This window comes from Plesiomonas shigelloides, from assembly GCF_900087055.1.
GTDB lineage: Bacteria > Pseudomonadota > Gammaproteobacteria > Enterobacterales > CAMTGL01 > Plesiomonas > Plesiomonas shigelloides.
Map to the genome: position 1 here is coordinate 380,248 of NZ_LT575468.1, position 15,211 is coordinate 395,458.

The window sequence follows — 15,211 nt, forward strand, 5'->3', positions numbered from 1 at the left end:
AAAAAAGCCACCGCATGCGGTGGCTTTTTTTATGCTGTCGTTTTATGGCGTTCACGTTAGATGGTCGTGAGGGCTAGCGTGCGCTTAATGAATCGGGTATTCGGTGATGGTGACCGGTAAGGTCATCTCTTTACCGTCACGGATAATGCTCACCGGTACTTCTGAGCCGGGGCGGATCTCCGCAACCTGATCCATCACGCCAACAGCACTGACGGCCGGTTTGCCATCAATGGCCGTGACGATATCGCGCACATGCAGGCCGGCTTTGGCGCCGGGGCCATTTTCATCCAGCCCAGCAATCATGATGCCCTGAATGCGCTCCATGCTAAAGCTCTGGGTGGTCGAAGGTACAATTTCACGCCCTTGCACGCCGATATAGCCGCGGATCACCCGACCATCGCGGATCAGCTTATGCATGATTTTGGTGGCCAGCGCGACCGGAATGGCAAAACCAATCCCTTCGGCGGCCTCACCGGAGTTGCTCTTATCGAGGCTCAAGGTGTTAATGCCGACCAGCTCACCAAGGCTGTTGACCAACGCGCCGCCGGAGTTACCGCGGTTAATCGAGGCATCGGTCTGCAAAAAGTTTTGGCGGCCAAAGGTGCTCAAACCAATCCGACCGGTGGCACTGATAATGCCTTGGGTGATGGTTTGGCCGAGGTTGTAGGGGTTGCCTATCGCCAGCACCACATCGCCAATGCGTGCCGGACGCTCAGCATTCAGTGGAATTTGCGGCAAGTTAGTGGCATCGATTTTCAGCACCGCCAGATCGGTCATGGTATCGGAGCCCACTAACATGGCTTCATACACGCGGCCATCTTGTAAGGCGACAATGATTTGATCGGCGCTACTGATCACATGTTGGTTAGTCAGGATATAACCACGCGGATCCATGATAACCCCGGAGCCTAAGTTGCGGATCCCGAGGGTTTGATCTTGGGTATTTTGCCCCATACTGCGGTTATACACATTGACCACTGCTGGCGCGGCTGCGCGTACCGCCGAGTTAAAACTCATGGGCTCAGCACCCATCGAAAGATGCGGTGAGGGCAAGGGAATGGCACTTTTACGCAGCTCAGGATAGAGCCAGAGGATCAGCAGGGCAGCGAGCACACCCAGAACTATTGCTTTTAGCAGCTTTGCAACCATAGGGGCCGTGATGATGTCGTGTGAGATGAGGATAAGTGTCAGGATACCACGCGGGTATCCTGACACGGGAGGAGATTAACGCAGCAGAATATACAAAGAGGCATCGCCACGCTGAATATTCATGGCAATCACTGGCGGTTTGCTGTCCAGGATCTTACGCAGCTCGCCTAAGTTCTTCACTTGCTGACGGTTAATACCGATGATGATATCGCCATCTTGCAAGCCGATCCGCGCCGCTGGTGATCCTTTGGCCACTTTGGTGATCTGCACGCCGTGCGCATCGCCTTTGCTGTAATTCAGCAAATCAGCGCCTTCCAGACCCGGATACAGGTTAGACGCGTTGGTCTGCTCCTGATCGTTTTGCGCCAGTGTCACATTGGTATCAATGTTCTTACCGTCACGCATCAGTCCCAGTTTCACGGTCTTGCCCGCACCCATAGTGGCGATCTTAGCGCGCATTTCGGCAAAGCTAGTGATCGGTTGACCATCCATCGCCACAATTACGTCACCGGCTTTGATACCAGCTTTGGCCGCAGCTGAGTTCGGTACCACTTCGCTGACAAATGCACCTTTTTGCGCGTTAACGTCAAATGCTTGCGCCAGATCTGGGTTTAACTCACCGCCTTTGATCCCGAGCATGCCACGACGAACGCCGCCGAACTGGATGATCTGATCAACCAAGTTTTTGGCCATGGTGCTTGGAATGGCAAAGCCAATACCAACGTTACCGCCGCTTGGCGCTAAGATCGCGGTGTTAATCCCGATCAACTCACCGTTCAGGTTCAGCAGCGCGCCACCGGAGTTACCTTGGTTGATGGCCGCATCGGTCTGGATGAAGTTTTCAAAGTTCTCCAGATTCAGGCCAGTTCGGCCAAGCGCAGAAATAATCCCTGAGGTTACTGTCTGCCCTAAACCAAACGGGTTACCGACGGCCACGGCAAAGTCACCGACGCGCAGATTGTCAGAATTAGCAATCTTAATCGCAGTCAGATTTTTTGGATTTTCCACTTGCAGCAGCGCAATGTCAGACTGCTTGTCTGCACCAATCAGCTTGGCCTTCAGCTCACGGCCATCTTTCAGTTGTACGCTGATTTTATCCGCACCATTAATGACATGGTTGTTGGTGATGATATAGCCTTTGGCGGCATCAATAATCACCCCAGAGCCCAAACCACGAAACGGTTTCTGGCTGGATTGCTCGGTCGGAAAATCCGGTCCGAAGAAGAATTTGAATTCTTCTGGCAGACGTTGGCGTTGTACTTGAGTCCCTTCCACTGAAATACCGACCACGGCCGGCAGTACTTTTTCCAGCATCGGCGCCAGACTGGGTACTGCTTGTCCATCTACGGTAGCCGGTAGAGCGGCCAAGGCCGGCGCCGGACTCATGGATAAGCCTAAACTTAATGTTAAAGCACTCAGTAACAGCACGGGTTTTTTCATACACACACTCAATTAAAACGAAAACAGGGAAAAATACATACAATCGCTAGTATGACTGTCTGCTTCCAATTTAGTTCAATTAGTGACCTACGTTTTTTTTTCCGCTTAGCAAACCGGAGTGCTCATCGGAGTAATCCCGCGGCATGCTGATAGGCGCCTGATCGTTATCGGCTTCGGTCAGACGATAGCGAAATGGGTTATCTTGCTTTGGCTGCTCAGGCAGCAATTGATTGGAGGTCTTGGCCATGTGCTGGTACAGCTTGCGGTAATCGTTAGCCATGTTGTCCAGCAGCTCGGCGCTATGGGCAAAGTGATCGGTCAGCTCCTGACGGTACTGCTCCAATTCATACTTATTTTTTTCCAATTCGGATTGCATTTTCTTTTGCTTACGCAGATCCGTTTGGGTCAGACGGGCCAGTACAAAACCGGCAGCCAGGCCGAGGATAAAAATCAGCGCACTCATCCAAGTCATAATTACTCCTAGTGAAAACCGAGCTTAATCAGCAGGGTGGTAATGGTGTCACTATACCTGCTCTTACCTGCAGCGTGGTACTATAAGTGACATCTTTTAGTGTGACGGATAGCACGCTAAGGACTATAACCAAAATAAATCAGGAAGTGGTCAGACATATGGATGTGACTAAGCCCAGCGCCCTGTTTCAGCAGGCGCTTACTCGCCATCATTATCAGGCTGACAGTGCGCAATTGCAGGCCATAGCGGCACTGGATCGGCTTTTCATGCAGTTACAACAGCGTCAGCATCATCCGGTACACCCCGAGCGGATTTCGTGGCTGCGGCGCTGGTTACCGGGGCGCGGCCAGCACTCTGCACCGGCCGTCAATCGGCTGCGAGGGGTCTATTTATGGGGCGGTGTCGGGCGAGGTAAGACGTGGCTGATGGAAGTGTTCTATCAAGCGCTTCCCGGTGAACGTAAGCTGCGTCAGCATTTCCATCGCTTCATGTATGATTTACACCATGAGCTGACATTAAAAAAAGGCCAAGAAGACCCACTGCACAAAATTGCCCAAAGCTTAGCGGCGCGCTATGACGTTATTTGCTTTGATGAGTGCATGGTGACCGACATCACCGATGCCATGCTGCTGGGGCGTCTGTTTACCTATCTGTTTGCCGAAGGGGTAGTACTGGTTACCACTTCGAATGTCGCGCCGGATGATCTGTACCGTAACGGTCTGCAGCGTGCACGCTTTTTACCGGCCATCGCGCAAATTAAACAGCATTGCGAAGTTTTGAATGTGGATGCGGGGTTGGATTATCGCCTGCGTACCTTACAGCAAGCCTCCATTTATCACTGGCCACTTAGCCATACCGCCAGCGCGCAGATGCAACAGTGCTTTACGCAGTTGACTGGAGAAAGCGCGCCAGTTGGTGAGCACTCACTGCATGTGCTGCACATTCATCATCGTCCACTGTCGGTGTTGGCGGCGCAGGCTGGCGTGGTGATGGTGGAATTTGCCGAACTGTGTCAAAAAGCGCGCAGTCCGGCTGATTATATTGAGCTAGCGCACCAGTTTCATACCGTGCTATTGGTCAATGTGCGTACGATGAATAGCGAGCAAGAAGATACCGCGCGCCGATTTTTAGCGTTGGTCGATGAATTTTATGCACATCGCGTAAAATTAATTATTTCGGCAGAAACAGCGCAAAATCAGCTCTATCAGGGAAATTTATTAACTTTTGAGTACCAACGATGCTATTCCCGCTTGCAGGAGATGCAGAGCTTAGATTATCTTGCGCAGCCTCATGGGGTTTAACTGGCAAAGTGATGTAAAAAATAGTCGATTTTATCGGCGCTCTTCACTATAATCCTCCGACCCCACGTTACATTGGTAGTCCCCGCCAATACGGTGCTAGCAAACGCAACTCGAAGGGGTTGTTGTGCAGCATGTGAGCGTGAATCTTCATCATTCCCGACGTTGATTCACCGGGTGTAACTTTTTTATTGGGTAAGCTATTTCATGAAAACTTTTGTAGCTAAACCAGAAACCGTTAAGCGCGACTGGTATGTAGTAGACGCAAACGGCAAGACTCTGGGTCGTCTGGCGACCGAGCTGGCTCGTCGTCTGCGCGGCAAGCACAAGGCGGAATACACTCCGCACGTTGATACTGGTGATTACATCATCGTTCTGAACGCTGACAAAGTTGCCGTAACTGGTAACAAGCGTTCTGATAAGATCTATTACCGTCACAGCGGTTATGTAGGTGGCATGAAGTCCGCTACCTTCGAAGAAATGATCGCCAAGCATCCAGAGCGCGTGATCGAAATCGCTGTTAAGGGCATGCTGCCAAAAGGTCCTCTGGGCCGTGCCATGTTCCGTAAGCTGAAAGTGTACGCTGGCGCTGAGCACAACCACGCAGCACAGCAACCACAAGTTCTGGACATCTAATACGGGATCAAGGCAATGGCAGAGAATCAATACTACGGCACTGGCCGTCGCAAAAGCTCTTCCGCACGCGTCTTTATCAAGCCGGGTAGCGGTAAAATCGTAATCAACCAGCGTAGTCTGGATCAGTACTTCGGCCGTCCAACTGCCCGCATGGTAGTTCGTCAGCCGCTGGAACTGGTTGAGATGAGCGAGAAGCTGGACCTGTACATCACCGTAGTTGGTGGTGGTATTTCTGGTCAAGCGGGCGCCATCCGTCACGGTATCACCCGTGCTCTGATGCAATACGACGAGACTCTTCGTCCTGCTCTGCGTGCAGCTGGCTTCGTTACACGTGACGCTCGTCGCGTTGAACGTAAGAAAGTGGGTCTGCGCAAAGCACGTCGTCGTCCACAGTTCTCCAAGCGTTAATCTATACTGCTTCGGCAGTTACGATTATCCTCAAAAAGCTCGACTTCGGTCGGGCTTTTTTGTATCCATAAATGTTGCAAAAAGGTTTTAATAACTTGTCAAAAAGTGTTGTTTTTCTTATTATCTGCCTGACTTTTGCAATTATGAGAAACACATGCTAGTCGATTGTTAAAATCAGGCCGGCAGCGTTTCTTCATCAGGCAGCAATGATACCGCAGGGATAGATAACAATAACCAAGCGGGAGCGATGGGAGATAGAGGGATGAACAATGCGCCTGTAAACAGCAGTCGCCGGCGTTTTCTTACCGTGGCCACGGGCGTTGTCGGTGGTGTCGGTGCGGTTTTTGCGGCAGTCCCCTTCATCAAATCCTGGAATCCCAGTGCCAAGGCTAAAGCGGCTGGTGCACCGGTACAGGTCGATATCAGTAAACTGGAAGAAGGTCAGCTGATTCGGGTGGAATGGCGCGGTAAGCCGGTATGGCTGGTTCGCCGCCCGCAGGCAGTACTGCAAGAGCTGGCCAGCCATGATGGCAAACTGCGCGATCCGGCGTCCGCCGAACCTCAGCAACCTGACTATGCACAAAATGCGTACCGCTCGGTAAAACCGGATATTTTTGTCGCGGTGGGGATCTGTACGCACTTAGGCTGCTCACCGAGTTATGTGCCGGAGGGATTTGGCGTACAGGTGGAAGGGGTGCAGTCCGGCTTTTTGTGCCCGTGCCACGGCTCGAAATTTGATATGGCCGGACGGGTCTTTCAGGGCGTTCCTGCGCCACTGAATCTGATGATCCCGCCGTATAAGTTTGTGGATGACAACACCATCCTCATTGGCGTAGATGACAATGGAGTGGCTGCGTAAATGAATAAGTTGCTCGACTGGATCAACGCGCGGATCCCGCTCACCGCCACTTATAACAAGCATGTGGGTGAGTATCCGGCGCCGAAAAACTTCAACTTCTGGTACTTCTTCGGCTCACTGGCGATGTTGGTATTGGTCAATCAGATTATCACTGGGATCTGGCTGACCATGAACTACAACCCGTCGGCGGAAGGGGCGTTTGCCTCCATTGAATACATCATGCGTGATGTGGAATATGGCTGGCTGCTGCGTTACATGCACTCTACCGGGGCCTCATTTTTCTTTATCGTGGTCTATCTACACATGTTCCGCGGCCTGATTTATGGCTCCTACCAAAAGCCACGTGAGCTGCTGTGGATCTTTGGTATGCTACTGTTTTTGGTGCTGATGGCGGAAGCCTTCATGGGCTATCTGTTGCCGTGGGGCCAGATGTCGTTCTGGGGCGCGCAGGTGATCATTTCGCTGTTCGGTGCGATCCCGGGGATCGGCGATGCGCTAACGTTGTGGATCCGCGGTGATTACGTGATCTCGGGCGTGACCTTGAACCGCTTTTTTGCGCTGCACGTGATAGCGCTGCCTTTGGTGTTGGTGCTGTTGGTGTTCCTGCACATCGTGGCGCTGCATGAGGTGGGGTCGAACAACCCTGATGGTATTGAGATCAAGAAAAACAAAGATGAAAACGGCTGGCCAAAAGACGCCATTCCTTTCCATCCGTACTACACCGTCAAAGACATTATGGGTGTTGCTGGCTTCTTGTTCTTCTTTTGCTACGTGATTTTCTTCAACCCAGAGATGGGTGGTTATTTCCTTGAGCCGCCTAACTTCGAAGCTGCTAACGGCCTGAAAACGCCTCCGCACATTGCGCCGGTGTGGTACTTCACCCCGTTCTACGCCATCTTGCGGGCGATCCCCGATAAATTATTAGGGGTCGTGATGATGGGGCTCTCGATTGCGGTGCTGTTCTTGCTGCCGTGGATCGATCGCGGCAAGGTGCGCTCATTCCGTTACCGTAGCCGTTTCCATACCCTGAATATCGGGATGTTTGTGATTAGCTTTATCGCCCTTGGCATTCTCGGTACGTTACCGGCGACACCGCTGTATACCCTGTTATCGCAGATTTTTACCCTGTGTTATTTCATGTTCTTTGTCTTGCTGTTCTTCTACAGCAAAAATGAACGGACTAAACCGCTGCCAGAACGGGTGACTTTCAAATGAAAACATGGATTGTGATGTGTCTGGCCTTATTCTGCGCGGCTCCGCTCTCGGCGGCGGAGACCGGTGTGGCGTTAATGCGGGCCAACAATGATTTAACTGATAAAGCCTCGCTACAAAATGGCGCGCGCCTGTTTATGAATTATTGCGCGGGGTGTCACTCCACCAAATATCAGCGTTATGAACGGGTCGCGACTGACTTGGGGATCCCGCCGGAGCTGATGAAGCAAAACCTAATCTTTGATAATCAGGCCAAAATTGGCGATCTGATGACCAATGCCATGCCGGAGAAAAATGCTGCCGGTTGGTTTGGTGCGCCGCCACCAGATTTGACCTTGGAAGCGCGTTTACGTAGCCCCGATTGGATTTATACCTATTTGCATTCGTTCTATGCCGACCCGGCTCGGCCATTTGGGGTGAACAACACCCTATTCCCGAACGTGGGGATGCCGCATGTACTGGAAGAGCTGCAAGGTACGCCGGAAGCGGTGGTCGAGATGCATGAAGTGGGCGGTCAACCGCACGCGGTGGTGATTGGTACTAAGATCGTGCGCCAAGGCGAAATGAACGCCGAAGAGTATGATCAAGCGGTGCGGGATATTACCAATTTCTTGGAATATTCCGGCGAACCCATGAAGCAACAGCGTAAGCAAATTGGCTACTGGGTGTTTGCATTTTTGGTGGTATTTTTTATCCTCGCCTACTTGCTGAAAAAGGAATACTGGCGCGACGTACACTAATTATGCGAAACTGGTGCCTGTTTTTCGGTTTATCCGATCGGCATGGGGGCTTGAGCCCCCTTTTGCCGTTTGTGTATTTGAGTTAAGTGGAGGGTTGAATGGCTATCGCAGCTAACAAACGCTCGGTGATGACGCTATTTTCTGGTGCAACCGATATTTTCAGTCATCAAGTTCGCATTGTTCTGGCCGAGAAAGGCGTGAGCGTGGAAATTGAGCAGGTTGATGCCGAGCATCTGCCGGAAGACTTGCTGGATCTGAATCCGTACAACTCCGTACCGACACTGGTTGATCGTGAATTGGTGCTGTATAACGCACGCATCATCATGGAATACCTGGACGAGCGCTTCCCGCATCCTCCACTGATGCCGGTTTACCCGGTAGCGCGTGGCCAGAGCCGTCAGATGATGTACCGTATCGAACAAGATTGGTACAGTCTGCTGGACAAGATTGAGCAGGGAACTCCGGTAGAAGCCGACGCAGCGCGTAAGCAACTGCGTGAAGAGCTGCTGGCAATTGCGCCGGTATTCAATGAATTCCCATACTTCATGAGCGAAGAGTTCAGTCTGGTGGATTGCTATCTGGCTCCGCTGTTGTGGCGTTTGCCGGTACTGGGTATCGACCTGATTGGTCCGGGTTCAAAAGAAATTAAAGGCTACATGACTCGCGTTTTCGAACGTGATGCGTTTTTGGCCGCCCTGACCGAGTCTGAGCGTGAGATGCGTTTGCACGGTAAGGTGTAACAGATGGAGTTAACCCAGATGAAACCTCGCCGACCGTATCTGGTTCGGGCGTATTATGACTGGTTGCTGGACAATAATTTAACCCCGCATCTGGTGGTGGACGCCATGTTGCCGGGAGTACAGGTGCCGATGGACTTTGTCCGTGATGGGCAGATCGTACTGAACATTGCTCCGCGGGCGGTAGGAAATCTGGAACTGGGCAACGACGCTATTCGCTTCAATGCCCGTTTTGGCGGTATTCCGCAACAAGTCGATGTGCCGATGGCGGCTGTGCTGGCGCTGTATGCGCGTGAAAATGGCGCTGGCACACTGTTTGAGCCGGAAGTTGCCTATGATCTTCCGGATGAAGACGAGTTTGCGGCGGCGGCAGAAGAAGAAGCGTCGGCCAATGCCGAGCCGAATCTGGTGCTGGTCGAAGAGCTGGCCGGTGATGATAACGGGCCAGATGATGAGCCGCCACGTCCGCGTGGTCGTCCGACTCTACGCGTAGTGAAATAACCCACTGCGTGATAAACCGAAACCGTCCGGTGCCGGTTGTGCGCTGTTATCTGCGCATGCAACAAGAAATCCGGACAATAAAAAATGCAGCCTAATGGGCTGCATTTTTTTTAGGTCGGCGCTTACGTTAACTTAATTGGTTCGTACTTAATGAATTTGCGCTTAATTCACTTGTACTTAATTCACCTTAATTCACATAGTCGAACACTTTTACTACCCGCTTCACGCCACTGACGTTACGGGCAATATTGGTGGCCGCGTCGGCTTCTGCGCGGGTCAGTTTACCAATCAAGAACACTTCCCCGTTTTCGGTGGTGACCTTCACATTGCTGGCTTTGACCTTGTCACTGCCGAGCAGTTGTGAGCGCACTTTGGTGGTGATCCACGTATCGTTAGAGATGGTGCCGAAGCTGATCGGCTTACCAACACGGATCTCGTTATACACTGCCGTTACCCCTTGAACACCGGCCGCAATCTGGCCGGCGTGTTTGGCCAGCTCCGCGGTTGGCGTTTCGCCGACTAACAGTACGCGGCCTTCATAGGCCGTGGGCAGTACGCGGGCTTCTTTTTTCAACTGGGCATCTTTGCTCAGGGCATCGCCGACGCGCAGCTCCAGTGTTTCATCGTCAATCTGGCCGCCGACACTGCGTGGATCGGTGGCCACTTTGCCGGCCACTGCCGCGCCGCCGACGATAACGGCGCCGACACAACCTTGCAAGGCAAAGGCCAGCAATACAATGGCCAGTTTAGCGGTGATGCGCATGGAGGCTCTCCTTGAAATGGGCTGAAATTAATCGTCCTGATGTGGGAACAAGGTCCGGTCAATCAGATCGCACAGGCAGTTCAGGGTCAGCATATGCATCTCCTGAATGCGAGACTGGCGGTGGGACGGAATGCGGATCTCCACATCCTGCTCACCCAATAAACCGGCCAGAATACCGCCGTCATAGCCGGTCAGGGCAATGATGGTCATATCACGGGTGACCGCAGCTTCCACCGCTTTGACGATATCTTTGCTGTTTCCCTTGGTGGAGATGGCCAGCAGAATATCGCCATTTTGACCTAACGCGCGTACTTGCTTGGAGTAGATCTCGGTTTGCAAGTCATCATTGCCGATAGCGGTCAGCATGATGCTGTCCGCCGTCAGGGCGATCGCCGGCAAGCTTGGACGCTCGGTTTCATAGCGATTCACCAGACATGCGGTAAAGTGCTGAGCATTGGCCGCCGAGGCACCATTGCCGCAGCAAAGAATTTTATTGCCGTTTAACAGGCACTGCGCCATCACCAGAGCGGCGCGGGCAATGGCATCTGGCAGAGCTTCAGCCGCGGCTATTTGGGTTTGAATGCTTTCGGTAAAGCAGGCTTTGATTTGTTCTAACATAGTGTCTGTTAATGGTAGTGTAAGATGTTCTGATACCAGCTAATACGGGCATCCGGCCCATCAAATGCCACAATATCAAAGCGGCAATTGGCGGTATCGATACTTTGTCCGCGTTGATGCAACCAAACTGACGCGCTGTGATACAAGCGACGTTGTTTGGTTGGCGTGACGCTGTCGACGGCAGAGCCTAAATGAGCATGGCGACGGTAGCGGACTTCGACGAAAACCCAATCATACCCATCAAGCATGATCAGATCCAATTCACCGCCGCGCAGCGTGACGTTGGCGGCGATGAATTGCAGCCCCTGCTGTTCGAGATACAGGCGCGCACGTTGTTCAAACTGCGCGCCTAAAGCCCGGCGGGAGAGGCTCACTGAGCAAGAGGATCGGCCACGGTGGTGGCCGCAGGAGGCGTGGAGCTATCGAGCGGCGCATTCACCGGCAGTTCACCGGTTGGTGCGTTGGCGGCGGCGTTAGGATCGACACTCATCGATACTGGCAGCAGTCCTCCGTTCTGATAGCGCAGCCAGTTCAGCTGACGGTGCACGGTGCAGTTTTCACTGGCACTGAGCAGACCGGTCTGACCGGCAACCTGATAGCCACTGACCTGACGTAGCTCATTGAAGTGGCTGGCCAGAGTCCAAGCATCCATCCCCATGGCGTACAGGCGGGACAGCGAGTAGTCCGGATTGCTCCAGATCTGGCTGACGCGCTGCGCGGCCGGTGAGTTTGGAATGGTCAGCATCGGGATATCGCTGAATTGCACGCCATCCATCTCCAGACGAAAATCTGGGCCATTACCGGCCTGATTGCTGCGTGAGCTGGTGTACAGCGCAGGACGTTGCTGACCGCTCAGCAGTGAGGCATCGATAAACGGCTTGAGCAGTGACAGCTCATCAGGGGTAGTGACCAGATAGATAGCATCGATGGCGCCGCGGTTGGCATCAGCGCTTAAGGATACCCCCAGCACTTGGCGCAGGATGTCAGCTTTGCCTTGGCTACGCAGGCTTTGGTTGATGCTCTGGCGCAGTGCGACGGTATCACCAAAATATTGCACGGTCGGCTCACTGCCGCTCAGCTGTTGCCACTGACGACGAAACGCATTGGCGACGCGCTGGCCAAACGGATTACCCGGTACCAGTACTAGCGGGGTGCGTTGGCCTTGATCCCAGATATGCTGCGCTGCATCGGCGGCTTCATCTTCTGGCGACAGGGCGTAGTAGCAGATGCTGTTATTGGCCGGTGGGTTTTCCGGTTGGTTTAGTGCCAGCACCGACATATCGGCCGGTAATTGCATTTTCAGCAGTTCATCGACCCGGTTTTTCAACAGCGGACCGACCAAGGTACGCACCCCTTCTTGCTGGGCTTGCTGAATGATGGCCGGCAGCGGTTTGCTGGCGGTGTCGTACACTTGTACGCGGGTATTCGGGTTACGACTGCTGTCATCCAGCATCCCAGCCATGAAGCCTTGGCGAATGGCATCGCCCAGTGCTTGGTTTTGGCCACTGACTGGCAGCAACAGACCGATAGCATCCATGGTGGAAGCCGGTAGCGTCAGGTATTGGTTAAGCTGAGTCGGTAAAGTCAACGCGGCCGGATGTTTCGGGAAGCGCGCTTTCCAATCGGCAATACCGGCTTTCAGTTGTGGCAGATTATAGCGGTTTTCCTGATACACCCGCGCCAAGTCGAGCCAACCGAGCAAAATGGTTTCTTGCGGGCTGATCACCGCTTGTGCCAGTTCGCTGGCCGGTGCTTGACTTAGCACTTGCCAAGTTTGGTCTAGATTGGCCTGCTTTTGCTCTGGGCTGGTGAGGTACTCGGAAAGTGCGATATGATCACGCACGGATTCAATGATATTTCCTTTGGCGTCATCCACGGCGATACGCGTCTGGTAATAGCGCATCTTTTGCAGTGGCGTCAGCATGGCCACATTCAGCTCCGCCAAGTATTTGCTGGCGGCGGGCATGTTGTTTTTGGCCACGTCTAGCTCAGCACGTAACAGCAGCATTTCATGGCGCTGTACATCGCTTAGCGGCTCTTGTACCGCAGTTAAGGTTTGTTCGGCTTGTGGCAGGTTCTTCTCTTTGAGCAGTGCCTGTACCGCCAACAACTGCCACGTAGCTTTATCTTTCGCGCTGCTGGTGGCAGCTTGCTGCAGATAATAGGCCGACGAAGCCAATTGCTCGATACCCGGCACATTGCCAGAGCCTGATTGTTGTGGCGCTTGACAGGCTGCCAGAGCAAAGGCCATGAAAAGCGGTAAAATTACGCGTCTTGCATTGACGCCGGAGCATAAAGAGGGAAGCATGGGCATTCCAGTCACGTTTCTTCCTAGAGACGGTTAATCTTAAATCGGCAATGAAGTCTATACAATGAAAGCTACCGAACAATCTTTCATCACTCCGGCAACTCTGTACATAGTTCCCACGCCAATTGGTAACTTAGAAGACATTACTCAACGGGCACTGAATGTATTACAGCAGGTCGATCTTATTGCCGCTGAAGATACCCGTCATAGTGGATTATTGTTACAACATTTTGGCATACAAGCGCGCTTTTTTGCGCTGCATGATCATAATGAGCAACAAAAAGCGGAAGTGCTGGTGGAAAAACTGTGCCAAGGCCACAGTATTGCACTGATTTCCGATGCCGGTACGCCGCTGATCAGTGATCCCGGTTTCCATCTGGTGCGTCGTTGCCGTGAAGCGGGGGTGAAAGTGGTGCCGCTGCCGGGGCCGTGCGCGGCAATTGCGGCATTGAGCGCCTCGGGAATTGCCTCCGATCGTTTTTGCTTTGAAGGCTTTTTGCCGGCGAAGACCAAAGGGCGTCAGGATACGCTGCGTGCCGTTGTGGAAGAGCCGCGCACGTTGATTTTCTACGAATCGACCCACCGTCTGCTCGATAGTCTGCAAGATATGGTCACCGTGCTGGGCGCCGAGCGTTATGTGGTGCTGGCGCGGGAGCTAACTAAAACCTGGGAAACCATCCATGGTGCACCGGTTGGTGAATTGCTAGCTTGGGTGCAAGAGGATGAAGTGCGTCGCCGTGGTGAGATGGTGCTAATTGTGGAAGGCGCGAAACCGGCCGAAGAGGATGCGTTGTCAGCAGCGGTGATCAAGACCTTGACCTTGTTGGCGCAAGAGTTACCGCTGAAAAAAGCGGCGGCGTTAACCGCTGAGATCCACGGGGTGAAGAAAAATGCTCTGTACCGTTACGGGCTGGATTACTTGAGTGAGTGATTTCAGTGCGCTTTACACTGGCGCTGTGATCGCTTTCTCGTTATAATCCGCCGCGGAGTTGGCCAGACAGTCGCCGCTTCGTGGTCGTCCCCTCGGGGAGACACACGGGGGGGAGGAAAGTCCGGGCTCCATAGGGCAGGGTGCCAGGTAACGCCTGGGCGGCGCAAGCCGACGACTAGTGCAACAGAGAGCAAACCGCCGATGGCCTGTGTTTCACAGGATCAGGTAAGGGTGAAAGGGTGCGGTAAGAGCGCACCGCGCGACTGGTAACAGTTCGTGGCACGGTAAACTCCACCCGGAGCAAGACCAAATAGGGGTTCATTGGTGCGGCCCGCATTGAACCCGGGTAGGTTGCTTGAGCCAGTGCGCGAGTGCTGGCCTAGAGGAATGACTGTCCACGACAGAACCCGGCTTACCGGCCGACTCCCTCATTTCGAGAAAAAGCCACGTCTTTGACGTGGCTTTTTTCCTTTTTGGACTGAGTACGCCGCTTCTTATATTTATCTCGGATTCAGTTGCACGGATAAGCATATGAATTTTCTGATTTCCCCGAAAAATGGCGGCTAATCTGTGCTGCATCACGCTTGACAAGCTTTTTCCCCCCTCCGTAAACTTGCATTTGTGGGAATTTATGGGTTTTTGTGGTGAATTTTGGGTTGCAGGGGATACAAAACGACCATGTTTCGTGGTGCCCTGTCCTTAAGCCTCGACAGCAAAGGACGCTTGGCGATACCAACCCGCTACCGGGATCACTTACTGAATGAATGTCTGGGACAGTTAATCTGCACCATCGACATCCATCAGCCCTGTCTGCTGCTTTATCCATTACCACAGTGGGAATTTATTGAGCAAAAACTGGCTGGTTTATCCAGCATGGTGCCAGAAGAGCGGCGTATTCAGCGTTTGTTGCTGGGGCATGCCGCCGAGTGTGAGATGGATAGCGCAGGACGAATTTTATTGCCAGCCACCTTGCGCAGTTATGCCCAGTTGCACAAAGAGCTGATGCTGGTCGGCCAGCTTAATAAATTTGAGATTTGGGATGCAGATGCATGGCAGCAGCAAATCCAACTTGATATTCAGGCGGAGCAGACCGGCCCTTCAGTGCTGTCTGCCCGATTACAGGATCTATTTTTATAATT

17 protein-coding genes and 1 other RNA gene are annotated in these 15,211 nt (G+C 52.9%); 11 read left to right on the forward strand and 7 right to left on the reverse strand.

Going from position 1 to position 15,211, the window contains the following annotated elements; genetic code table 11:
* Positions 1-84: 84 nt before the first annotated feature.
* From degS to zapG, 3 genes are all read right to left on the reverse strand, one after another.
* Positions 85-1,149, reverse strand: a complete 1,065-nt coding sequence (degS, locus tag NCTC9997_RS01775) for an outer membrane-stress sensor serine endopeptidase DegS (protein ID WP_047708688.1) — start codon at positions 1,147-1,149, stop codon at positions 85-87.
* A 75-nt stretch (positions 1,150-1,224) separates the two neighbouring features.
* Positions 1,225-2,589 (reverse strand): Do family serine endopeptidase, encoded by a 1,365-nt coding sequence (locus tag NCTC9997_RS01780; protein WP_064977154.1) that lies wholly within the window; start codon positions 2,587-2,589, stop codon positions 1,225-1,227.
* Positions 2,590-2,668: 79 nt separating this feature from the next.
* Entirely contained in the window at positions 2,669-3,061 is a 393-nt protein-coding gene (gene zapG / locus NCTC9997_RS01785) for a Z-ring associated protein ZapG (protein ID WP_064977155.1), read from the reverse strand.
* A gap of 158 nt (positions 3,062-3,219) precedes the next feature.
* On the opposite strand from zapG, the gene zapE reads away from it, so the two are divergent.
* The 8 genes from zapE to sspB all read left to right on the forward strand — a co-directional run bounded on the left by zapE (position 3,220) and on the right by sspB (position 9,452).
* The gene (zapE, locus tag NCTC9997_RS01790; RefSeq protein ID WP_064977156.1) at positions 3,220-4,362 is read left to right on the forward strand and encodes a cell division protein ZapE; all 1,143 of its coding nucleotides are present in this window, start codon (positions 3,220-3,222) and stop codon (positions 4,360-4,362) included.
* 204 nt (positions 4,363-4,566) lie between these two features.
* Complete coding sequence (rplM, locus tag NCTC9997_RS01795) at positions 4,567-4,995, forward strand: 50S ribosomal protein L13 (protein ID WP_010862642.1); 429 nt, start codon at positions 4,567-4,569, stop codon at positions 4,993-4,995.
* A gap of 15 nt (positions 4,996-5,010) precedes the next feature.
* On the forward strand, positions 5,011-5,403 hold the full coding sequence (gene rpsI / locus NCTC9997_RS01800; protein ID WP_010862641.1) for a 30S ribosomal protein S9: 393 nt from the start codon (positions 5,011-5,013) through the stop codon (positions 5,401-5,403).
* 262 nt (positions 5,404-5,665) lie between these two features.
* Positions 5,666-6,262, forward strand: a complete 597-nt coding sequence (gene petA, locus NCTC9997_RS01805; RefSeq protein ID WP_010862640.1) for a ubiquinol-cytochrome c reductase iron-sulfur subunit — start codon at positions 5,666-5,668, stop codon at positions 6,260-6,262.
* On the forward strand, positions 6,263-7,477 hold the full coding sequence (locus tag NCTC9997_RS01810; protein ID WP_010862639.1) for a cytochrome b: 1,215 nt from the start codon (positions 6,263-6,265) through the stop codon (positions 7,475-7,477).
* Positions 7,474-8,214, forward strand: a complete 741-nt coding sequence (locus NCTC9997_RS01815; protein WP_010862638.1) for a cytochrome c1 — start codon at positions 7,474-7,476, stop codon at positions 8,212-8,214. Before NCTC9997_RS01810 ends, NCTC9997_RS01815 begins: the two co-directional genes overlap by 4 nt.
* A gap of 98 nt (positions 8,215-8,312) precedes the next feature.
* On the forward strand, positions 8,313-8,954 hold the full coding sequence (sspA, locus tag NCTC9997_RS01820; protein ID WP_010862637.1) for a stringent starvation protein SspA: 642 nt from the start codon (positions 8,313-8,315) through the stop codon (positions 8,952-8,954).
* A 3-nt stretch (positions 8,955-8,957) separates the two neighbouring features.
* Positions 8,958-9,452: a ClpXP protease specificity-enhancing factor gene (sspB, locus tag NCTC9997_RS01825; protein ID WP_010862636.1), complete on the forward strand. Its 495-nt coding sequence runs from the start codon at positions 8,958-8,960 to the stop codon at positions 9,450-9,452.
* A 187-nt stretch (positions 9,453-9,639) separates the two neighbouring features.
* On the opposite strand, the gene dolP is transcribed toward sspB, so the two are convergent.
* Genes dolP through NCTC9997_RS01845 form a run of 4 tightly spaced genes read right to left on the reverse strand, consistent with a single transcriptional unit; the run spans position 9,640 to position 13,141 of the window.
* Positions 9,640-10,215 (reverse strand): division/outer membrane stress-associated lipid-binding lipoprotein, encoded by a 576-nt coding sequence (gene dolP, locus NCTC9997_RS01830; RefSeq protein ID WP_010862635.1) that lies wholly within the window; start codon positions 10,213-10,215, stop codon positions 9,640-9,642.
* A 27-nt stretch (positions 10,216-10,242) separates the two neighbouring features.
* Positions 10,243-10,833, reverse strand: coding sequence for a DnaA initiator-associating protein DiaA (diaA, locus tag NCTC9997_RS01835; RefSeq protein ID WP_010862634.1), 591 nt, complete (start codon positions 10,831-10,833; stop codon positions 10,243-10,245).
* A gap of 8 nt (positions 10,834-10,841) precedes the next feature.
* Positions 10,842-11,207, reverse strand: coding sequence for a YraN family protein (locus tag NCTC9997_RS01840; protein ID WP_039046494.1), 366 nt, complete (start codon positions 11,205-11,207; stop codon positions 10,842-10,844).
* Entirely contained in the window at positions 11,204-13,141 is a 1,938-nt protein-coding gene (locus NCTC9997_RS01845; RefSeq protein WP_082935447.1) for a penicillin-binding protein activator, read from the reverse strand. The genes NCTC9997_RS01840 and NCTC9997_RS01845 overlap by 4 nt, the downstream gene beginning before the upstream one ends.
* A 64-nt stretch (positions 13,142-13,205) precedes the next feature.
* On the opposite strand from NCTC9997_RS01845, the gene rsmI reads away from it, so the two are divergent.
* From rsmI to mraZ, 3 genes are all read left to right on the forward strand, one after another.
* Positions 13,206-14,072, forward strand: coding sequence for a 16S rRNA (cytidine(1402)-2'-O)-methyltransferase (rsmI, locus tag NCTC9997_RS01850; RefSeq protein WP_039046495.1), 867 nt, complete (start codon positions 13,206-13,208; stop codon positions 14,070-14,072).
* Positions 14,073-14,126: 54 nt separating this feature from the next.
* Positions 14,127-14,503, forward strand: an RNA gene (gene rnpB, locus NCTC9997_RS01855) — RNase P RNA component class A.
* A 247-nt stretch (positions 14,504-14,750) separates the two neighbouring features.
* Positions 14,751-15,209, forward strand: a complete 459-nt coding sequence (gene mraZ, locus NCTC9997_RS01860; RefSeq protein WP_010862629.1) for a division/cell wall cluster transcriptional repressor MraZ — start codon at positions 14,751-14,753, stop codon at positions 15,207-15,209.
* The last annotated feature ends 2 nt before the right edge of the window (positions 15,210-15,211 follow it).